Source organism: Rhizobium sp. P2_G9 (assembly GCF_056403475.1).
Genome location: NZ_JBFUFK010000001.1, coordinates 24,926 through 45,693, shown reverse-complemented (window position 1 = coordinate 45,693; position 20,768 = coordinate 24,926). Strand labels below are relative to the sequence as shown.

The following is a 20,768-nucleotide window of genomic DNA, read 5'->3' as shown; positions in this document are numbered from 1 at the left end:
CCATGCGATACCTTATCGAGCGGGTCGATATCGCCGGACAGGCTCAGGATATAACCATCCCTTCCGATTGCAGCGGGATCGCGCTCGACGTCAGGCGAGGCCAGCGGCCCTTGGGCTTTCTGATGGCGGATCGACAGCCTGGGTCCACGCTCCGGGCAGCCGATCTGACGGCCTGGATCGAGAAGGAGATTGCGCCGGAATGCCTGAACCAGCAGGAGACCGAGACGATAGCTGATGGGCCGATGCCGCAGGTCACCATCGTCATTTGCACCAAGGATCATCCGGACCTGCTGAGCCGCTGCCTGACTGCCATCCACGCCCTTGACCTGCCGGAAAGCGTCATACAGCCGGAAATATTGGTCATCGACAATGCATCGGTCACCACGCAAACGCGGGACGTGGCGGCGCGCTTTCCCGGTGTGCGCTACGTGCTCGAACCGAAGACCGGATTGAACTTTGCCCGAAACCGGGCGCTTCTCGAGGCAAAGGGGGAAATCCTCGCCTTTATCGACGATGACGCCGTGGTCGACCCCGCCTGGATGAGAGGCCTCTACCGTGCCTGGGCCATGTCCCCATCGGCCGGCGCCTATACGGGCCAGACGCTGCCCTTCGCGCTGGAAACCGAAGCACAGATCGTCGTCGAGCGCATCGGCGGCTTCAGAAAGGGCTTCCTGCCGATCGTCTTCGGACGCGAATATCCTTCCGATCCGCTTTATCCGTGTTCGACGGCCTTCGGCAACGGCTGCAACATGGCGTTCAAGGTGGAGGTGATGCGCGGGCTCAAAGGCTTCGACATTGGCCTGGATATGGGCGCGGCCCTGCCGGGCGGCGGCGATCTCGATGCGCTCTACCAAGTGGTCCGGCATGGCCACGACCTTGTCTACGAGCCCCAGATGCTGGTCATGCACGAGCACCGGCGTGACATGAAAGGACTGAGGCGCCAGATCAGGCGAAGCTGGGGCATGGGTTGCATGGCGTTCCTCACCAAGATCCGGGATTTCGATCCCGAGATGCGGGCTAAGGCCAACACATTCATCCGCTGGTGGATCCGCGCCATGCTTCGTGAACTGGCCTCGCCCCGACCCAAGGCGCCAACCATGCCGAAAGCGCTGCTGCTGCAGCAATTCGTCGGCGCATGCGTTGCGCTTACCGGAACCTACGACCGCGCCAAGTTGCTTGCCGCCAGGATCGCGGCGCAGTCAGAGCCGTCGAAATGAACGGTCACGGTCATGACGAGGGCTCGCCGGTCGTCTCGTGCGTGATTATTTTCTATAACGCCGAACGCTTCATCGGCGATGCGATCAAAAGCGTCATCGCTCAGGACTACGAATCCTGGGAGCTTCTGATCGTCGACGATGGCTCCAGGGACGGCGCGCGAAGCATTGTCGATGCTTATGCCCGCGACTATCCGCAAAGAATCCGGGTCTTGGAACACGAAGGTGGCGCGAACCGAGGAAAGAGCGCCTCGCGCAACCTCGGCTTCCGTCATGCCCGCGGCAGATACATCGCCATGCTGGATGCCGACGACTTTTGGCTGTCGGAAAAACTTTCGCAACAGGTGGCGCTGCTCGATCGGTTTCCCGATATCGGCATCCTCTATAGCAAGGTCTCATTCTGGTATGACTGGACAGGCCGTCCTCGCGACAGGCTCAAGAACTGGACGTCGGTGCTCGGCCTGCGCGCCGATCGAATCTATGACGGAAAACAGGTGCTTCGACGCCTGCTGCTGGCAACCGCGCGCGGTGCTCAGGACATTTCGCCTTATCCCTCGGCCAGCATGTTCAGGCACGATTTGCTGGATGTCGCGGGAGGTTTCGACGACGACTTTCCCAGACTCTATGACGACATGGTGTTCTTCACGAAGGTGTTTCTGAAAACCAATGTCTATCTGCATGGCGGGATCTGGACAAAATACCGCAACAGCCCCGACGACGAGTATTCGCTGAGCTATCAGATTGCCGACGCGAGCGGCGAATGGTCGGGAGACCAACCGAACCCGATCGAGAAATCCTACTTCGAAAGAGTGCGTTCCTATATCGACGGCGAGCCGCGAGCCGGCTGGAGGCTCAGGTTTACAGCTCGGCTCGCGCTCGCGCGATACAGCCATCCCTGGCTATATCGTCTCGACAACGCGATCTGGCGCCTGAGAATCACGATCTCGTCGGCACTGCGCAATCGCGCCCACGCTGTCGTCCGGGCTCTTCGGAACGACAAACGGCGCTTGAAGTCGGTAAGCTGGGGAACTTTGAAGACGCCGAGCCCGCTTTTTGCTGGCGAAAGCACCCGTGGAACGGCAGTCGATCGTGAATTCGCCCGCCAATTCTGTCTTCGTTTCAGGGATCGGATCACTGGCGCAATCCTCGAATATGGCGACGATTCACGCAGCCGGAACTTCGGCCACGCTATAGAAACCGTCATCGTCGGCAGACCGGGAAATGTTCCTCCGGCCGACCTGCGCTTCGACTGCATCATAGCGATCGACATCGTCCAATACGTGCCCGACATCGCGTCTTTCCTAGCCACGATACGCAATCGGCTGAAGGAAGGCGGCACCGCTCTGATTTCCTTTCCCGCGCTTCTACCACCCTTGGCAGGAACTGAGGATCTGTGGCGCTTCACTTATGCCGGCGTATGCAAACTGCTGCAGCAGAATTTCCCTGGCGACTGCATCGAAGTTCACCCGTATGGAAACGTCGCAAGCGCCATCGCCGCCCTGCACGGGATGGGGACGAGGGACCTCGAGGAGGGCCTGCTCAGATCTCATGGCGAGGAGGGGACGGTCATGCTGTTCGCCGCCATCGAACGGACAAAGTAAGTCGGCGACAACAGAAAAGTGGCCGCCCAGATGACTGGCTGGCCTACCTTGCCGACGGCGACACAAGAGCATACCCGTATTTTTCGCGCTATCGCGAAACGAGTTCGTAGGTCAGGAAGCCGCCACGCCATTGCCGCGACTGCAAGCGGAACAGAGGCCCGTACCAGGCGCGAAAAGCTTCTTCGGTGATGAGAAAATGGTCGTCCTGAAGCGGCCAGGGGTTTCCCGAAAGCTTCTGTCGCACATTTGCCTTCAGGCCCACGATGTCCCCCCGGTGCCAGTCCCGGCTCGCTCCACCATCCATTCCGAAGCGAGCGGCCAATCGCCTGGCGCTGTAGCCGCCGATGTCTCCCCAGGTCGGTTCCATATCTTCGAGCACGACATAGGCCGACCCGCCGGGTTTGAGCACACGGGCGATCTCCACAAGGCAGGAGGCCGCGTCTTCCATATGGTTGAAGCTCCAGAAAGCCATGGCGGCGTCAAAGGAGCGATCCTCGAACGGCAGGTCCTCCCCCGTAGCGCGAATGAAATGGATCTGTAACTCAGGTGGGCGAAACCGTGATCCGAACTTCAGCCATTCGGGATCCGTCCACACATCAGACGGATCGATAACCCAATAGTCACAGCTCGGATGGAGGAAGCGGGCCGGGAGCCCTGCCCCGCCGCCGATATCGATCACCTTGCCGCGCAACGATTCGAGAAACGGCCTGTGGCGCAGGAGCTCGTGGTCGAAATATTCGTCAAGCTCGCCTTCGCTCTTCTGCAGCAGGTCCCGATACCACTGCTCCATGTCTCCCAGACGGCTGGCCCAATCCTCCCCCATCTCAGTCTCCCATCCGTCGGCTGGACCCATTTTCCTCGATCATACCGGACCAGCCCTCCTCATCGAACACTCGAACAGTTCTCGTCATCACGTGCGTATATCCGCGAAACTCGCCAATGCGGCGGCGGTATAGTGTTGTAAAGAGAACGAAGATTGAGCGATTATCACCACCCAGGCAAGCGGATTCCTGCCTATCCGGGCTCTCAAGCGCCCTGTAAAACCGGTGAACAGTGCTTCCGATTCTACGCATCATGAGAACGCGTCGCCCGAAGACCGATGATGACGGGAAAGGCCTTATCCTTTGCCTCGAGCTTGGCCAAATCCACTTCCTCGGACACAAGCCCCTGCAGGAACACGGTTGCCGAATAGGCGTTGCCATAGACATCGAAGGTGACATTTTCCCGGCCGAAGACGTCGCCGACCAGACGCGGTGCGGAGGCAGCGGTCAGCGACCAGAACCAGGTGTCGCCCCATTCGCCTCGATCGATCGGTGTAATCCCGGGAACAGTGAGCAACAACGTTCCACCGGGCCGCAGCGCCCTGTGCAATTCGGCAAGCGCGGACTTCATGTCGTAAATCAAATGCAGGGTCTGGGTTAGGACCAGGCAATCGAATGCGCCTTCAGGCAACGTGCCCGCCACGGAGATATCGCCTATGATTGTGGCAATCGGGTTTCCCGAATGCACATGCAGGATATCCTGATATGTGATTTTGTCACCGCCGAACTGCCGGCTATAGCTGTCGTCGCCGATTTCGAGCACCCGGCCCTGAATGCAGTCCCTGTTGGCTTCGAGATACTGTTCTACATAGACACGGTCGACAGGCGTGCCACGATCCCAGCCGAAGTTCAAACTGACCGGCGTGATGCGGTCGAGATCACCCAATCTGACCGCCCCCACGGGCAAGTTCTTTCCGAGCAGGCGCCGGATCGCGACATCCACGCTGCGCGGCAGCTTGGCGGAAATCCTCTGAGCGACTTCGCGCCGAACGAAAGATGGATTTGAACGCAGCGATGACCTGATGTTCTTCCACGCGAGCCGCGGCGACGGCGCTTGCCTGATCGAGGCCCAGGCAGATTTCAGCATTTCCATTGTATAATATTCCGACCAGATGATCCGCCCGTCGTTCCAGGCCTGCTGCAGTTCCGGGTCCGCCTGACGTTCGTGCCGACTATGAATCCGGAGAACCGTCTCCAGCATGGCCGAATGATCGGCCGACAGGTTGGACCTGTGCCAGCGATCTTCGGCGATGATGGCGGGATGAGAGGCGACCGGATAGCTGGCCGCAAGACGCAGATAGACGTCATAGTCCTCGCAGCGTCTCAGGCCGGTATCGAAGCCACCCTCGTCGGCCAGGACCTTACTGTTGTAAAGAACGGCGGCATGCATGCCGATGACATTTCCCCGTAGCAGGTCCTCATAAGGACGGGCGCCAATGGCAGTGTAACGATCGCCACCGATCGGCCGGCCGTCCTCGGATATCGTCCGATACCCGCCATACACATAGGCCGCGGCTGGAGCATGGGCAAAGCATGCCACGCCGGTCTCGAGCGCCTCCGGCAGCAGGCGGTCATCGGCATCGAGAAACAGGATCAATTTCGCACTGGCCGCATGCAGGCCGGTATTACGCGCCGCCGACAGGCCTTGGTCGACCTGGCGGATGTATCTGACACTGCTATGTCGGGATACAAGCTCGGCAGCATTGTCGCTGGAGCCGTCGTCAACGACGATGATCTCGGCGGCCGGCATGGTCTGCGACAAGATCGACCCGATCGAATCCGCCAGGTAATGCGCGTGATTACAGATCGTTATGACGACCGAGACCGGCCATTCGGTGTCTGCAGAACTCATGCCTGGGCATATCCTTCGTAAGAACAATCCGCGGTGAAAGTCTGCCCAGTGTATAGGGAAAACACTATCCATCCAGTCCAGTAGTGACGTGAGCGCAGCAACATATCAACCGACCACTTCATAAAGCATGCAGATAAAGAAAACATATATATGCAACGGAAATCATATTTTTCTATGTTTAACATTACCGTCATATCCTATCTGACGGCTCATCAAATCGAAGCAATTTTGATACGGAACATCGCATAGTACCGCTGTTTAGGATTAGGCGCGGAAAGCGCCTTTACCCGATCCCGCGCCTCTGCCGCTGGCTATTTCCAGTCGTTATCCTCTCCGGCAATACCGCAGGCGCCGTTGCAGCCTCGGCATCGGCCTGATCATACAGCTTCTGACCACGCGCAGGGTTCGGTAGCAGAGGGAGAAATTACTCTGCGGAACCTTTGGTGCATATCATGTACGGCTTCGCTCCGCATGCCATCACGGCGGGGCTCTGCGCTGATCGCGGTCAAGGCCCTGGCCCAGGACGGCCAATTCGATATTTGTCGCGTGGCTTCTCGGTCTGGATGAAGCCACAAACTTGATCTACGGTCTCTCGGAGGATAAGATCGTCAAGGTTCTCGGCATTCGGGATTACTTCGGTACTGCTATAGTCGTCATTCATCGTCGTAAAGCTCTAATTGCTTGTGATTACGGCGTTGTTGTAGAAGATGGGAAAGTAACTGCTAGCCCCTCCTCGACGAGCTTCTCCACTATGAGAAGGCGATGCGCAAGATACAATCATTACGATTATCTTGCGGTGGCTGTATCATTGGTGCTTGCGGTGATCATTTTCATTATGAGACAGTTAAAAATTGAAATTTCACACGATAAACTTCCGCACCCGGTTTCCTTCCCGCCACAATTTCAGGATAAACCCAAAGCATCCTGCGATTAACTAAGTAAAACAATGGGGATTGATTATTATCGATATAAAACTTATCTTAAGTGGAGATGGAGGGAGGAGATCCAAAATCGATATGAGCAAGCGCGTCAGTGTAATAATTCCGGCCTATAACGCTGCAGCCTTTTTGCAGCGCACGGTGGAGTGCGCTGCAAATCAAACTTACGACAATCTTGAAATTATCATTGTCGATGATGGATCGACGGACGGTACGGCAGCTATTGCACGACGTTGCGCCGAAAAATTCAGCAATGTTAAGTATTACTATAAGGAAAATGGAGGCGTCGCGTCCGCGCGTAATTACGGTATCGAAATCTCCAAAGGATTCTATGTAGCTTTTCTGGATGCCGACGATCTTTGGCATCCGTCGAAAATCGCAAGCCAGGTTTCTGCTTTGGAGCAAGGCGGCGAAAACGTCGTTGCGTGTTTCTCGCTTTATCGCATCATCGACACCGATGATCGGGTCCCGCGCGGCAGCTGGTTCTGGCCAGCGGTCGATTTTTCACTCGCGCCGCACATCGTCATCCACCCGGTCGGCAATGGCAGCAGCATTCTCGTCACCCGCGCAGTCGCGATAGAAGTCGGCGGCTATGAGGAGGAATACGTCCGTCTCAAGGCGGGGGGCTGTGAGGACCTGGATTTCGAGCTCAAGATCGCCGCCAAATACAAAATCAGGTGTGTCCCCCAGCATCACGTCGGATATCGTGTTTACGAAGGCAATATGTCCAGTGATCGAAAGCGGATGGTGCGGGCCTTCAACATGGTCATCGAACGCCATTTGGCGCGCAATCCGCAGCTGCCGGCGTTTTGCAAGAAACTGGCGATGGCCAAGGTCTACGAATTTTCGCTCGACAATCTGGCAAGCCGATTGCAATTCAGGGCTTGCTTAAAATATGCCTACAAACTGCTTCTTACAAATCCATCTGCGCTACGCAAATTCGCGCTAGACCGGTGGCCTCACGCCGTGGCTCGTCGGCTCACCGGCACAATACGCCGGCGCCTTGGCTATGCGCCCGTCCAGCATACAGGGCCATTTTTCTTGTCGCTTGATCCAACGGAATTGAGCCTTGATGCCTGGTGGGAAGCGAAGCGCGCGCTCTACGAAAAACTGTCCGCATTCAATCCTCCGGGCGTGAGCGCGACGAAAAAATCATCACAGGCCAGCAGCGCCATCGCAAAGCTGGGGAGAGCAGGATGAAGCATGTCTTGGTCATCGGTGGTGCCGGCTATGTCGGCAGCCATACCTGTTTCGCGCTTGCCAAAGCCGGCTTTCGACCGGTCACCTACGACAATCTCTCCCTTGGCCATCGCGATTTCGTTCGCTGGGGTCCGCTGGTTCATGGCGAGATAGCGGACACTGCTCACATAGTGGAGGCGATCCGCAAGCATAGTGTCGTCGGGGTGATGCATTTCGCCGCGCGTGCCTATGTCGGTGAATCCGTCATTCACCCGGCGGAATATTTCGAAGACAATGTCAGCGGAACGCTTTCGGTGCTCAACGCAGTGCGGCAGGCGGGTTCCGTGCCGTTGGTCTTTTCGTCGAGCTGCGCCATTTATGGCGAACCGCGGATTATGCCGATCGTCGAGGTTTCGGAAAAGCAGCCAATCAACCCCTACGGCAGGACCAAGCTGATCTGCGAACAGATGCTTGGCGATTTCGATCACGCCTATGGACTGCGATCGATTTCCTTGCGCTATTTCAACGCTGCCGGCGCATCCCCAGACGGCTGCATCGGCGAAAAGCGCGATCCGGAACCGCACATCATTCCGCGGGCGATCATGCATGTCCAGGGCCTGCTTCCGGATTTCCAGATCTTCGGCTCGGATTTCGATACACCGGATGGCACGGCCATCAGGGACTATACGCATGTGAGCGATCTTGCCGACGCACATGTCTCCGCCCTGGAATTGCTGCTGGACGGTCACCAGACGGATGCATTCAATCTGGGAACAGGAAAAGGAAGCTCCATCCTTGATGTCTTGCGCGTGGTGGAAAAAGTGAGCGGCAAGCGTATGCCACAGGTGACGGGCGCGCGCAGGCCAGGCGATCCCGCCATATTGGTTGCAGATCCCAGCCGGGCGAAAAAAGTACTGAATTTCAAACCGAAGCTGTCCAAGTTGAAGACGATCGTCGAAACCGCTTGGCAATGGCATAACACCACGAATTCTCGACTCAACAAGAAAAAAATGTTGGAGCAGGCCTGATAACCGTTCGGGCCAATGTTTGATTGCCAACGCATCGACGCAATTTTCCCATTTCTATCGTCCATATCGCGCTTGCGTCGATCGAACTGAAGCGGATTGGCCGCCGGTCGAAGCGCGTTTGGTCCTCCGGACAAAGGATGGCCCCGGAAATAGATCTATTGCGGGTCGAGCGTTTTTGACTGACCGGCAATCTCCTCACGGCAGCATCACCAGTTGGCGAGGCGGCGTGATCGGCGCCTACAGACCGGCGGATATGTCGGGCGCCTGACTTTATCCGGTTCGTTTGTGACTCGGCATCGCATTTCTTACGCTGGCACGCCATTCGGCCACCCTTCCGCCATTTTAGGAAGCCTTCTCTTGCCGAAAGGCCGCTTTTGGCCTCTAGAGCGTACGGTCATGATTCGGAGGTTTGGTTGGTGGTTGCTCAGAATTCGAAAACGCAGGATCTAAGCCGGTATCGCAACCCGGATAATCTGCGCGGCGCTTCTCCGTTCAAAGTGCAGCTTTGGTGGATCGTCCAGGCGCTGCTGATGCACACCTCGCCTCAGTTCATGTATGGTTGGCGTCGTTTCCTGCTCAGGCTGTTTGGTGCACGCATTGGAGAAGGCGTCATTATACGGCCGAGTGTCCGCGTCACTTATCCGTGGCGGCTGGAGATCGGGGACCGGGCATGGATTGGCGATTTCGTCGATGTCTACACACTCGATACAATCAAAATTGGAAGTGATGCCGTCGTGTCGCAATATACGAAGCTCGTGACCGGCACACACGATTTCCACAAGCCCACATTCGACATGGTGACCAAGCCGATTGTGATCGAAGATCAGGCTTGGGTTGCGGCAAATTGCTTTATCGCGCCGGGCGTAACGATCAGGAAGGGTGCAGTCGTCTTGGCCTGCAGCCTGGTGCTCAAAGACGTGCCGGAACTCACCATCGTTGCCGGACAGCCCGCGATCTCCAAGGGAATGCGCAATCAGAACCAGCCGCCGGAAGGTGAATAGCGAGGCTGCACCTCCCGGCAAAGCAGGAATACCGGCTTGAGAGCTCGTTCTTCGGCTTTGAGGGTTGCATGGTGCAAACACACAGCGCCGCGGCGGAGCTTGCCTGACCTTAGCCGCCCGGTCAGACGGTCAGTCTTAGTGCGTTCTAATAATATTCTTAAGATTATTTTGATATTCAGGTTTCATGAGCACCCGTTTTTGCTATCTTGAGGGCGCGTCAGGAGAGAATCATGTTCGCATCGATCAGGGAATTGCTGATTTTTCTCGATGAAAAGATTTATTCTCAAGGTTTCGCCGGCTCCTATCGCCTCGACCCTGCAATCATCAAGCCGACCGAAATCCAGTTTCTGGCGCAAGCGCAACGGCTGGGTTATATCACCGTAAAACGCGGGACGCGGGAAGATACGCATAACCTGTTCGATGTGGCGCTGACAGCTCAAGGCTTGATCGAAATAGTTTTCATGTCTCGCACGGACCCCTCCGAAGATGATCAGGGTGCCATTCCCAGAGAGATCGAGATTGCTGTCGGCGGCGACATCGGCAACAATGTGTTGGCGCTCGCAATTCCCGCTTAGAGCATCTTCTTCGCTCACATTCGCCACACGCTCAGCCCAACAGGGTCTTATAAAGTGGCCGGGGAACAGAGGGTGGACGAAACTCTTAAGCAGTCGTGCGCAGCCTTTTGTTCGCCTAACGTCTTCCAAATTGATAAAAGCATATCGTCTGCTACTCACAAAAAGGCGATAGCGATCTTATGCCGCATCTGCTAGCTTGAACTTTCACATTTTCTGCGCGTTGTGGCGGCAGGAGGATTGTGTGATGGCAAACAATACCGACGCGAATAACGGCAATGTCGGCGATGGCAAAGATCGCGCCACGGTGGACAGCAATAATGCTTACGACCACGGCATCTCCATCGGATCGATTATCGTCATCGCGGCCATGATTTGCTGCATCACCGCTGTCGAAGTTCTCGAGCGGCTCTTCCTCAAACGGCGCTTGGCTGCCTTGTCCCGGCAAGTGCATCAAACTCCCGTGCTGAGGGATTGAACCCGTCACAGCTCAAGGCCGACGCAGACGGCACAGACGCCCGATAATGCGAGACAGCGGAACCGAAAGCGCGGACCGGAGCTGATGGCGCAGGTTCAATCGAGCGCCTCGGCACGTTCGTCCTGGCGCGTGACCTCAAGCATCGCGGTCCCGCCGTGCGCGACCCGCCTGACAGAAATTTCGCCACGCTTGATAAGATGAACAAGCTGTCGTGCCTGGGCATCGTCGACCAACACGTCGATCAACCAGACGCGACCGCTCGGCCCGAGTTGATCGGCGCGACGGAACCATTCGGCGACATTTGCAGGCATACTCATCCCCCTCACATAGAGATCCACCCGCCCGTTACAACCCCAATATTTTCACCGGCCGGAAACGCAGAACGAAAAAAGGAAGCCTCTACCCCGCGCCAGACGAGCAAACGACGTGTGAAAATTCCGGGAATCTGCATGTTCCGACCTTGGTTTCCGGCATTCTTGGAGGGCATCTGATCCGACGCGGTTTGTGAAATTGCCATTACGAATCGTCTTTGGCATTGACAAAGGTCCCTCGGAGCGAGATTTTCACAGCCAGCCCTATCCAATAAGGGCTCGGACGTCATCGAACGCAGAAAGGAGCAAGCGTGCGACGAACAGTGTGCTCCCTCTTCTTATCTTGTCTGATTGCATCTCCGGCCTCTGCCGAGGAAATTCGCATCCGCAATGCGAGTGACAAACCAATCTATCGGCTGTTCGCCTGGGCAAGCGATCTCACGCCCAGCACGGAGAACCTGATCGTTTTTCCTATCGGTGCCAACGACATCGAAACGGTGAGGATCGACAACGATTGGTCAGACTGCCAATTCACCTTCATGATGGACTGGAACAATCCACAGGACTTACGCAGGAAATTTTATATCAAGAAGGACATGACCGTTTACGCGACCAATATATGCCAACGCGACGGCAGTCCGATTGAAATCAAATACATGCCATAGCGACAGCGTTTTTTGACGCGTCATCCACGGACGCACATCAGGTCAGAAAGTGAAAAGGCTGCTATCGCGGCGGCCGCGCAAACGATGCTTGAAAGAGTTCCTCCGAGCGCTGGAGGCCTTCATCGGTCAAGACCAATGATTTCGTCTTGTTCGCCGGATCGCCTATCAGGCCCTTCTTGAACAATCGATCCAGCGTGTCCCAATCAAAACCTTTCCACACGCGACGCCCGTCATGCAGCGTCAGCCATAGTAGCGCCAGGACGGCCTCGTCGATCTTGTCCTCGTCGATCTCCATGCCGCGATGATAACATACCCGCCATCCGATATCCTACGGCATTCGGAGTGTTTAAGTCGCAACTCCCCAAGGAAAAAATCCCGGCGCGTTGCGATCGATATCCGTCTTATTGGCCGGCGTCGGCCTGGCCACCGTTCGCTTTTCAAGCCGAGGCAAGATATTGCGAAGGCGACCAGCTATCGAGGCCTGACATTTGCGCCCGCAACCGCGGCTTTCCCAAGAGCCGGCCTCGGCTTGAACATTGCCATCTGCGATGGAAGTTGTACTTTTTGATCTCGGACTGATCACCGTGAGGGATGATTTGCCTATTGCAAGTCGATCCGGAAAAAGTACACGAGTATCCGTAAGGTTTGATTAACCATCTGAAAATCCCGGTGAAAATTGCTCCCGATGCCTCAACGACAGCGGGCAGAATCAGCCAATTTGGATATTTTTAAGCCGAGACACATTGTGCAACGCAACATTTTTTGCTTGAAATGCGTCATGAACGGTTTTAACCAATGTCAAAAATTGGAAGGATGATGATGCAGATCGAACGCCTTGCCATCGACGATGTGTGCAAGATCACTCCCGCCCGGTTCGGCGACGCAAGAGGTTATTTCTCCGAGGTTTTCAAGGACGGTTGGTTCCGCGAGAATGTCGCGGATGTGCAATTCGTGCAAGACAATCAATCTTTGTCGGCGCAGCCTGGTACCGTGCGCGGCCTGCACTTTCAGCTTGAGCCGTTTGCGCAGGGCAAGCTCGTACGTTGCATTGCGGGAGCGATTTTCGATGTCGCCGTCGATATCCGGCAAGGCTCGCCCACCTATGGCAAATGGGTCGGCGCGACGCTTTCGGCCGACAATGGCGAACAATTGTGGATTCCAGCCGGCTTCGCCCATGGTTTTGCAACACTCGAACCGGACACAATCATCCATTACAAGGTGACCGCCCCCTATAGCGCCAAGGATGACCGCGGCCTTTTTTGGGAAGATCCCGACATCGGCATTGCATGGCCCATCGATCTGGATAACGTCGTGCTCTCCGGCAAGGACGCGGTGCAGCCCAAGCTCGCGGACTTGCCGCCATCCTTCACCTACCGCCCCTCTTCCAAGGAGTCGTGACATGCGTATACTTGTAACTGGTGGGGCAGGTTTTATCGGCTCTGCGCTCGTGCGGCATCTGGTGCGCGACATCGGCGCCGAAGTGCTCAACGTCGACAAGCTGACCTATGCCGGCAATCTCGCCTCGCTGACATCGATCCAGAACGCACCGAATTACCGCTTCCTGAAGGCGGACATCTGCGATCAGGCCAAGATGGCCAGCGCCATCGAGAGCTTCCGCCCGGATCGAATCATGCATCTGGCGGCGGAAAGCCATGTCGACCGCTCGATCAGCGGCGCGGGCGCCTTCGTCGAGACCAATGTGATGGGCACTTTCAGCTTGCTGGAGGCCGCCCGGCATTATTGGAATGGGTTGCCGGAAGCGGAAAAAGAAGCCTTTCGGTTCCTGCATGTCTCGACGGACGAAGTCTATGGCTCGCTTGGCGAAGACGGCCTCTTCCACGAACTCACGCCTTATGATCCGTCCTCGCCCTACTCCGCTTCGAAGGCGGCCAGCGACCATCTGGCGATCGCCTGGCAGCGGACTTATGGCCTGCCGGTCGTTGTGTCGAACTGCTCCAACAATTACGGGCCGTTCCACTTTCCGGAAAAGCTGATCCCGCTGACCATCCTCAATGCGCTGGCCGGCCAGCCCCTCCCCGTCTACGGCGCGGGCGCCAATATCCGCGACTGGCTCTATGTCGAGGATCATGCCCGGGCGCTGCACCTGATCGCGAGCCGCGGCCGCATCGGCGAGAAATATAATGTCGGGGGCCGTAACGAGCGGCGAAACATCGACGTCGTCGAATGCATCTGCGACCTGCTCGATGAACTTGCGCCCAAGGACGCCAAGCATCGCAGCCTGATCAATTTCGTCACGGACCGGCCCGGTCATGATGCGCGCTATGCGATCGACGCAAGCAAACTGGAGGCCGAGCTCGGCTGGAAGGCGCGAGAAACCTTCGACACCGGCATTCGCAATACGGTACAATGGTACCTGGAAAACGAATGGTGGTGGCGGCCACTCAGGGACGGCGTCTATAGTGGCGAGCGTCTCGGCCTGATCAAACGGGGTTAATCTTGCGCATGCGGATCGTCGTAACAGGCAAAACGGGCCAAGTGGTCAGCGCACTCGTCGAAAGGGCAACGGCATTGGACGACGTCGATGTGATCGCCGTCGGCCGTCCGGAGCTTGATCTCGCCGATGCCGAATCGGTGGCGAAGGCGCTGGACAGCGCCAAGGCCGATGTCATCGTCTCGGCGGCAGCCTATACCGCCGTCGACAAGGCCGAGAGCGAACCCGAGCTTGCCTTCGCCGTCAATGCCGATGGCGCAGGCGCCGTGGCGGAGGCCGCGGCCCGGCTCAGCATTCCCATCATCCACCTGTCAACCGACTATGTGTTCGCCGGCGACAAGCACGCCCCCTATGTCGAAACCGACCCGACCGGGCCGACCTCGGCCTACGGGCGCTCGAAACTCGAAGGCGAACGGCGCGTGCTCGGCGCGACCGGCAATCACGCCATCCTGCGCACCGCCTGGGTCTATTCGCCGTTCGGCGCCAATTTCGTCAAGACGATGCTTCGGCTCGCTGAAACGCGCGACACGTTGCGCGTGGTGGCCGACCAGCAAGGCCAGCCGACCAGCGCCCTCGACATCGCAGATGCGGTGATCGCGGTGGCGCGGCGGATGACGGCCGACGCCGATCCGTCGCTGCGCGGCATCTTCCATCTCGCCGGCAGCGGCAGCGGCACATGGGCCGATTTCGCCGAGGCGATCTTCGCTGGCCTCGAGGCCCGGACGGGCAAGACCGTCACCGTCGAGAGGATCACCACGGCCGATTATCCAACGCCGGCGCGCCGCCCGGCCAATTCGAGGCTTTCGACCGCCCGCCTGGGGCATGCCTATGGCATTACCCTTCCGGACTGGCGGCAATCGACCGAGGCCGTGCTTGACCGGCTTGTCGCCAGAAGTAAAGGGAATCCATAATGAAGGGAATTATCCTCGCAGGCGGCTCTGGAACGCGCCTTTATCCGATCACCAAGGCGGTCTCCAAGCAGTTGATGCCTGTCTACGACAAGCCGATGATCTACTATCCGCTGACGACGCTGATGCTCGCCGGCATTCGCGACATCCTGATCATCACCACGCCTCACGACCGCGCGGCCTTCGAAGCCCTGCTCGGTGACGGCAATCGGTGGGGTATTTCGATCAGCTATGCGGTTCAGCCGAGCCCGGACGGCCTGGCCCAGGCCTTCATCATCGGCGCCGATTTCGTCGCCGGTGGCCCTTCGGCACTGATCCTCGGGGACAACATCTATTACGGCCACGGTCTGCCGCAACTGCTTCGCCTCGGTTCAGCCAAAAAGCAAGGCGCACGCGTCTTCGCCTATCATGTCACCGATCCGGAGCGCTACGGCGTGGTCGAATTCGATTCCGACATGCGCGCGATTTCGATCGAGGAAAAGCCGGCCAAGCCGAAATCCAACTGGGCCGTGACCGGGCTTTATTTCTACGATGAGCAGGTCGTCGACATCGCTGCCAATCTCAAGCCCTCGGCGCGCGGCGAGCTCGAGATCACCGATGTCAACCGTATCTATCTGGAGCGCGGCCAACTTTCGGTCGAACTCATGGGCCGCGGCTATGCCTGGCTCGACACCGGCACCCCCGACAGCCTGATCGACGCGTCGAATTTCGTCTCGAGCCTCGAAAAACGCCAGGGCTTCAAGATCGCCTGCCCGGAGGAGATCGCCTATCGTCTCGGCTATATCAGCGAAGACCAATTGCAGAAGCTGGCCGCAGAACTCGGCAAGAGCACCTATGGTCAATATCTCAAGCAGATTGGGACAGACCGATACGGCCTAGGCGTCTGATCGACCCGACGGCCACAGGACGAGACCGGACAGGAAGAAGGAATAGTGATGCGAATTCTGGTTATATCTGCCATGTTCCCTCCCAATGTGCTGGGCGGTGCAGAGATATCGGCATTCAATCTTTCGAGCTGGCTCCTGAAGCAAGGCCATGAGATCGGCGTGCTGATGGCCGCGAAAACGCCCGAGGAAGTCAAGGACGGCGAAATGGTCGACGGCATGCGGGTGTGGAGCATCTATATGCCGCGCCCCTATCCGATCTTCAAGCAAGGCCGCGTCGAACAGAAATATCTGAAGCCGCTCTGGCATCTGCAGGATCATCTCGATCCTCGCAACCCGACGATCGTCGGGCGGGTGCTCGATGCTTTCAAGCCGGACTTCTGCAACATCCACTATCTGACCGGCATAGGCCACAACGTGCTGCAGGAACTCGGCAAGCGCAACATTCCGGCGCTCTATGTCATGCCGGACATGGCGCTCTCCTGCTTCCGCATGAACCGCTTTGCCAACAACAAGAATTGTGAAGGGCAGTGCTTCCCCTGCAAGCTTTCAGTGGCAGTCAAGCGCCGGGGCATCCGCTCGATGCCACGCATCGGCTTCAGTTCCCCGTCGCTCGCCAACCTGGAAGAAAACGCAAAGTACCAGCCGCTCAAGGACTACCCGCACGCTCACATCCTCAACGCCAATAAATATCCGGCGCCGACAGTGAAGCGGGAGCCGGCCGACGGCGTTCGTTTCGTCTATGCCGGTCGCCTGCACGAATCGAAAGGCATCGACGTGCTGCTCGACGCCGCCGAGCCGCTTCGGGCGAAATATAATTTCACCTTCGATATTGTCGGCGGCGGCGGCTATGAGCCGGCACTACGCGAACGCTACGGACGCCACGACTGGGTGAAATTCACCGGACACCTGCCGCTGCAGGACGCGATCAACCACATAGCAGCGGCAGACATGCTTTGCATCCCGTCGATCTGGTTCGAGAATTCGCCGGGCGTGGTGATTCAGGCGCTCGGCCTCAGCGTGCCGGTGCTGGGCAGCGATTCCGGAGGCATCCCCGAACTGGTCAAGCACGACGACAATGGCTTCATCATCCCGGCAGGCGACACGGAGGCCTGGCGGCGCGCGCTGGAACGAATCCTGTCCGAACCCGGCCTGCTGGCCCGGTTCCAGGACAACGCCGCCCGCCGTGCCGGCGAATTCGATCAGGATTATCTGGGCCAGCGCTATCTGCAGTTCATCGAGGAAATCAAGAACTTCAAGGGAGTGAAGACGGCCTGAGCAGAGTGCACGAGGCGGCGCGATAGCCACACGAACGAGAGACGAGATGCAATTTCCAATGGTGAAAATCACGAGGCGAATGTCATGCCTGCTTGCCAGCTTCGCGCTGCTGCTTGCCATGCCTTCCGCGAGTCCCGGTCAGACGAAGACCGTGATTTTCTCCCCCGATATACACCCGGCCAAGCGTGAAACGCCGCTTCTGATCGGCGCCAACACGCATTTTGGTACCGTCCACGAGTATGGCTATACGTCGGCCAAGGTCGGGTTGGAGCAGTTGCATGCTATCGGGGCCAATTCGTTCCGCGACTATCTGCCCTGGCAGTCCTTCGACTTCACGGCAAAGAACGGGCCGGTGCTGACGAAATCACAACGGCTGATGAACTTTCTGCCGCAGGCTGCGGGTCTCAGGCCGCTGATCAATGTCGGCTTGACAAACAGCTTCGTGCCCGGCGGCGTGCCGCCGATTTCCGATGATGCCTTGCGCTCCTTCCAAAGCTATCTCGACAAGGCCACCGAGGCGATGGCGCCCTACAAGCCCATCTACGAAATCTGGAACGAGTGGAATATCGGCATCGGCACCGGTGTGGACATGCCGCGCCTGACCGGGGAAGGACCAGCGTCCGATCCACGCGCGGCCGTCCATTATGTGCGCGTCGCCAAGGCGGCGGTGCGGGAAATCCGCCGCCAGTCTCCCGAAGCGACGATCCTGGTCGGCGCGGTCGGCGATGATGTCGATTGGGCCTGGGCACGGGCAATCGTCCGCGAGGGCGCCCTTGACAGCGCGGATGGATTGTCAATTCATCTTTACAATCATTGCCTGAAGGCTCCGAAACGCACGGCCAACGAGTTGATCGAGCGCGCCAAGCTGCTGCAGTCTGCGCTGAAAGATATCCGCGGCGGCCGAACGACTCCGATCTACGTCACCGAGTTTGGTTGGCCGACGCACAAAGGCAAATGTGCTGTCGACCCCAACGATGCGGCGGTAAATTTCTCACAATTTATCCTGCAGGCCTCCTCCCTGCCTTGGATCAAAGGCATCTGGCAGCATGAACTCAAGAACATCGGCCCGGATCCCACGGACCCGGAAAACAATTTTGGCCTGTTCACCTATGACAACAAGCCCAAGCCGGGGGAATGCTTCGTGCGCGAGGCGGCCGCCATTGTGCGAAACGCGGATTTCGTCCAGGTCGAGCGCCCGTTTCCTACGGTCTTCCTCATGAGGGCAACGCGTGAGGGACGGCAGACGATCGCGCTGTGGACCTCTTCGAATAAAGCAACTCGCTTCTCTCTGAGTGGCGCGACCGGTGGCAAGACGATGTGTGATCAAGTGCTCAGCCCGGGCACTGCTCCCGGAGAACTGGGGCATGTTCCAGTCATCTACACGGCCGACAGTTCGGCAACGGTCAGGATCAAGGTGGTACAACAACGATGAATTATGCCGTGCGATCCCCCTTTGAAACGGCTTCGGCCAATGTCGAAGTCCCCGCTGTCGACCTGACGGTTCCCCTGTTTTCCGTGCGCCACCACAAGATCGGCGGGACGGAATCGTCAATATACAATCTGGTGCATGGTCTGGCGAAAACGCCTGCCAAGCTGACCCTGGCCTATGCGGATGCCGACCGCTTCTCCCCAGAATTCCAGAGCTGGATGGCATCGGCGCAGCATGTCCGGCAGCTCAGAATGCCGCCGCTGCCTGGACCGAAGAACAGCCGCTTCTTTGAAGAGACGATGTATGAATGGCGCGCCCACAAGCAGGGTTGGGCGCTTTATCCGAACTATTTCCTGCCGCCACGCTTGAGGAAAACGCGTTGCGCCGTGCTCCTGCATGACGTCCAATACAAGGTATTGCCGCATTTCCACACCCAGAAACGGCGTGCCTGGCTGGACTTCTATCTGCCGCGCATGTTCCGGAGCGCCGATGTCGTTTTCCTGATCTCGACATCCGAGAAGAATTTCGTCGAGCAGTATTTTGGCAAGGAAGCGGCGGCGAAATGCAAGGTTATTTACAACGCGATCGAGTGGGGCAGATTTGAGGATGGGACTCCGGCCGGCGATGCGGTGACGGAACTGGTAAAAAAGCCGTATATTCTCACCGTCAGCCACCCCTTCCCGCAGAAGAACCTGTCGACGCTGATCAAGGCCTTCGACCGGATTGCCGAGAGCGAGCCGGACCTGCATCTCTATCTTGCCGGCAAGGAATCCGATGAGAAGCACCGGATGATCGCCGAAAACGCCAGTGCCCGATCGGCATCCCGTATCAAGCTGACCGGGATCGTCTCCGACGCTGAGCTGGGCGCGCTTTACCGCAACGCGCGGGTATTCGCGCTCCCGTCCATCTACGAGGGCTTCGGCATGCCTGCGGCGGAAGCGATGGGGCTCGGTGTGCCGACCGTTGTCAGCGCCGTTACGTCTTTGCCGGAAGTGACCTTGGGCGAGGCTGTCTATGTCGACCAGCCGCTTGACGCCGATATATGGGCCGAGCAGCTGCGCGAGGTCATACGTTCCGGGGCGCGGCTTGCCCCGGAGACCGCCAACAACATTCGCCACGCCTTCGACCCGAAGCAGGTGGCTGGAGCATTGCTCAGGGGACTGGACCGATGACACCGCACAACAGCAACGGCGACGAATTTACTTTAGATTCAAAAAACTATTCCTTTCGTAGTGTTGAGTTGATCAGACAGCTCAAAAGACGTTATAAGTTTGGTAAGCCAAGGAAACTGAGGCGAAGCATGGGTGACACTTCAAATTTGAATGTGATTGTGGTCAACTATCGAACCTCTGACCTCACGATACGTTGCGTCAATTCAATCGTCGCCGCGGGTGTCGCCCGGCCCGACCAAATCCTGGTTGTAGACAATTACTCTCAGGACGGCTCGCTCGAGCGGATCCAAAAAGGGGTTCCGCCGGAGGTCGTCTTTGTCGCGGCCTCCCACAATGGCGGTTTCGGCGCCGGTGTGAACGTCGGCTTCCGCAACGCCACGGGCCGCTACCTCCTCGTCCTTAATCCCGACACCTATTTCGAATTCGACAGCGTTTCGACCGTACTGAACCACATGGAGGCCAATGAGGATGTGGGGATTGTCGGCCTCGATCTGATAAACCCTGATGGTAGCAGGCAGTATTCCGCACGGCGCTTCTATTCGCTCATGGATGTGTTCGCACGCCGGGTGAAGCAGGCCGGGCAAATGATGCAGCGCCGAATCGACCGCCACCTGATGCGTGACGCCTGGATCGGCGAACATCCCTTCGATGCCGACTGGGTCATGGGAACCGGCTTCGTCATACGCCGCGACCTCTATGAAAAACTCGACGGCATGGACGAAAGCTATTTCCTCTACATGGAAGATGTCGATCTTTGCGCTCGCGTCTGGCGTGCAGGCAAGCGCGTGATCTGCTATCCTGGGGCACAGCTCGTTCACGACCACCAGCGTTCCAGCTCGGCAGGTCCGTTGACGTTCGCCGGCCGAACACACATAAGAAGCCTCCTGCTGTTTAGAAAGCGCTATACTCTGCCGCTCATGAAATCGCCAGGAATCCAAAAGATTGTGAATTGCAGGTCGTGATGGGCAAAGCAGAGAGGAGACAT

At 57.8% G+C, this 20,768-nt stretch carries 21 protein-coding genes; 17 read left to right on the top strand and 4 right to left on the bottom strand.

The window, feature by feature from the left end:
* The first annotated feature begins 2 nt into the window (after nucleotides 1-2).
* Together AC1DYF_RS00180 and AC1DYF_RS00175 are read left to right on the top strand one after the other, a co-directional pair.
* Nucleotides 3-1,217, top strand: coding sequence for a glycosyltransferase family 2 protein (locus tag AC1DYF_RS00180; protein WP_477873994.1), 1,215 nt, complete (start codon nucleotides 3-5; stop codon nucleotides 1,215-1,217).
* Entirely contained in the window at nucleotides 1,214-2,815 is a 1,602-nt protein-coding gene (locus AC1DYF_RS00175; RefSeq protein ID WP_477873992.1) for a glycosyltransferase, read from the top strand. Before AC1DYF_RS00180 ends, AC1DYF_RS00175 begins: the two co-directional genes overlap by 4 nt.
* A gap of 88 nt (nucleotides 2,816-2,903) precedes the next feature.
* Here AC1DYF_RS00175 and AC1DYF_RS00170 read toward each other — a convergent pair whose 3' ends face one another.
* Together AC1DYF_RS00170 and AC1DYF_RS00165 are read right to left on the bottom strand one after the other, a co-directional pair.
* Nucleotides 2,904-3,638 carry a class I SAM-dependent methyltransferase gene (locus AC1DYF_RS00170; RefSeq protein WP_477873990.1) on the bottom strand — a complete coding sequence of 245 codons (735 nt, stop codon included), beginning with the start codon at nucleotides 3,636-3,638 and terminating at the stop codon, nucleotides 2,904-2,906.
* A gap of 242 nt (nucleotides 3,639-3,880) precedes the next feature.
* Nucleotides 3,881-5,488, bottom strand: a complete 1,608-nt coding sequence (locus tag AC1DYF_RS00165; RefSeq protein ID WP_477873988.1) for a glycosyltransferase — start codon at nucleotides 5,486-5,488, stop codon at nucleotides 3,881-3,883.
* A gap of 577 nt (nucleotides 5,489-6,065) precedes the next feature.
* Here AC1DYF_RS00165 and AC1DYF_RS00160 point away from each other — a divergent pair.
* From AC1DYF_RS00160 to AC1DYF_RS00135, 6 genes are all read left to right on the top strand, one after another.
* Entirely contained in the window at nucleotides 6,066-6,422 is a 357-nt protein-coding gene (locus AC1DYF_RS00160) for a hypothetical protein (protein ID WP_477873986.1), read from the top strand.
* A gap of 82 nt (nucleotides 6,423-6,504) precedes the next feature.
* Nucleotides 6,505-7,626 carry a glycosyltransferase family 2 protein gene (locus tag AC1DYF_RS00155; protein WP_477873984.1) on the top strand — a complete coding sequence of 374 codons (1,122 nt, stop codon included), beginning with the start codon at nucleotides 6,505-6,507 and terminating at the stop codon, nucleotides 7,624-7,626.
* The gene (gene galE / locus AC1DYF_RS00150; RefSeq protein WP_477873982.1) at nucleotides 7,623-8,633 is read left to right on the top strand and encodes a UDP-glucose 4-epimerase GalE; all 1,011 of its coding nucleotides are present in this window, start codon (nucleotides 7,623-7,625) and stop codon (nucleotides 8,631-8,633) included. Before AC1DYF_RS00155 ends, galE begins: the two co-directional genes overlap by 4 nt.
* Before the next feature lie 416 nt (nucleotides 8,634-9,049).
* A complete protein-coding gene (locus AC1DYF_RS00145) occupies nucleotides 9,050-9,634 on the top strand; it encodes a WcaF family extracellular polysaccharide biosynthesis acetyltransferase (RefSeq protein ID WP_477873981.1) in 585 nt (194 codons plus the stop codon).
* A 230-nt stretch (nucleotides 9,635-9,864) separates the two neighbouring features.
* On the top strand, nucleotides 9,865-10,209 hold the full coding sequence (locus AC1DYF_RS00140; protein ID WP_477873979.1) for a hypothetical protein: 345 nt from the start codon (nucleotides 9,865-9,867) through the stop codon (nucleotides 10,207-10,209).
* 244 nt (nucleotides 10,210-10,453) lie between these two features.
* On the top strand, nucleotides 10,454-10,684 hold the full coding sequence (locus AC1DYF_RS00135; RefSeq protein ID WP_477873977.1) for a hypothetical protein: 231 nt from the start codon (nucleotides 10,454-10,456) through the stop codon (nucleotides 10,682-10,684).
* Nucleotides 10,685-10,779: 95 nt separating this feature from the next.
* Here AC1DYF_RS00135 and AC1DYF_RS00130 read toward each other — a convergent pair whose 3' ends face one another.
* Nucleotides 10,780-11,001 carry a hypothetical protein gene (locus AC1DYF_RS00130; protein WP_477873975.1) on the bottom strand — a complete coding sequence of 74 codons (222 nt, stop codon included), beginning with the start codon at nucleotides 10,999-11,001 and terminating at the stop codon, nucleotides 10,780-10,782.
* A 305-nt stretch (nucleotides 11,002-11,306) separates the two neighbouring features.
* Here AC1DYF_RS00130 and AC1DYF_RS00125 point away from each other — a divergent pair, with 305 nt between their 5' ends.
* Entirely contained in the window at nucleotides 11,307-11,660 is a 354-nt protein-coding gene (locus AC1DYF_RS00125) for a hypothetical protein (RefSeq protein WP_477873973.1), read from the top strand.
* A gap of 61 nt (nucleotides 11,661-11,721) precedes the next feature.
* Here the strand turns inward: AC1DYF_RS00125 and AC1DYF_RS00120 are convergent, their stop codons facing one another.
* Entirely contained in the window at nucleotides 11,722-11,955 is a 234-nt protein-coding gene (locus tag AC1DYF_RS00120) for a DUF6429 family protein (RefSeq protein WP_477873971.1), read from the bottom strand.
* Between the two features lie 524 nt (nucleotides 11,956-12,479).
* Between AC1DYF_RS00120 and rfbC the strand changes: the two genes are divergently transcribed.
* The 8 genes from rfbC to AC1DYF_RS00080 are packed head-to-tail and all read left to right on the top strand — an operon-like array spanning nucleotide 12,480 to nucleotide 20,745.
* Nucleotides 12,480-13,058: a dTDP-4-dehydrorhamnose 3,5-epimerase gene (gene rfbC, locus AC1DYF_RS00115; protein ID WP_477873969.1), complete on the top strand. Its 579-nt coding sequence runs from the start codon at nucleotides 12,480-12,482 to the stop codon at nucleotides 13,056-13,058.
* 1 nt (nucleotide 13,059) lies between these two features.
* Nucleotides 13,060-14,115 carry a dTDP-glucose 4,6-dehydratase gene (gene rfbB / locus AC1DYF_RS00110; RefSeq protein ID WP_477873967.1) on the top strand — a complete coding sequence of 352 codons (1,056 nt, stop codon included), beginning with the start codon at nucleotides 13,060-13,062 and terminating at the stop codon, nucleotides 14,113-14,115.
* Between the two features lie 8 nt (nucleotides 14,116-14,123).
* Nucleotides 14,124-15,023, top strand: a complete 900-nt coding sequence (gene rfbD, locus AC1DYF_RS00105) for a dTDP-4-dehydrorhamnose reductase (RefSeq protein ID WP_477874559.1) — start codon at nucleotides 14,124-14,126, stop codon at nucleotides 15,021-15,023.
* On the top strand, nucleotides 15,023-15,907 hold the full coding sequence (rfbA, locus tag AC1DYF_RS00100) for a glucose-1-phosphate thymidylyltransferase RfbA (protein ID WP_477873965.1): 885 nt from the start codon (nucleotides 15,023-15,025) through the stop codon (nucleotides 15,905-15,907). The genes rfbD and rfbA overlap by 1 nt, the downstream gene beginning before the upstream one ends.
* A gap of 48 nt (nucleotides 15,908-15,955) precedes the next feature.
* A complete protein-coding gene (locus AC1DYF_RS00095) occupies nucleotides 15,956-17,182 on the top strand; it encodes a glycosyltransferase (protein ID WP_477873963.1) in 1,227 nt (408 codons plus the stop codon).
* Between the two features lie 58 nt (nucleotides 17,183-17,240).
* Nucleotides 17,241-18,614, top strand: coding sequence for a glycoside hydrolase 5 family protein (locus AC1DYF_RS00090; RefSeq protein WP_477873961.1), 1,374 nt, complete (start codon nucleotides 17,241-17,243; stop codon nucleotides 18,612-18,614).
* A gap of 8 nt (nucleotides 18,615-18,622) precedes the next feature.
* A complete protein-coding gene (locus AC1DYF_RS00085; protein ID WP_477873959.1) occupies nucleotides 18,623-19,783 on the top strand; it encodes a glycosyltransferase family 4 protein in 1,161 nt (386 codons plus the stop codon).
* Complete coding sequence (locus AC1DYF_RS00080; protein ID WP_477873957.1) at nucleotides 19,780-20,745, top strand: glycosyltransferase family 2 protein; 966 nt, start codon at nucleotides 19,780-19,782, stop codon at nucleotides 20,743-20,745. Before AC1DYF_RS00085 ends, AC1DYF_RS00080 begins: the two co-directional genes overlap by 4 nt.
* The last annotated feature ends 23 nt before the right edge of the window (nucleotides 20,746-20,768 follow it).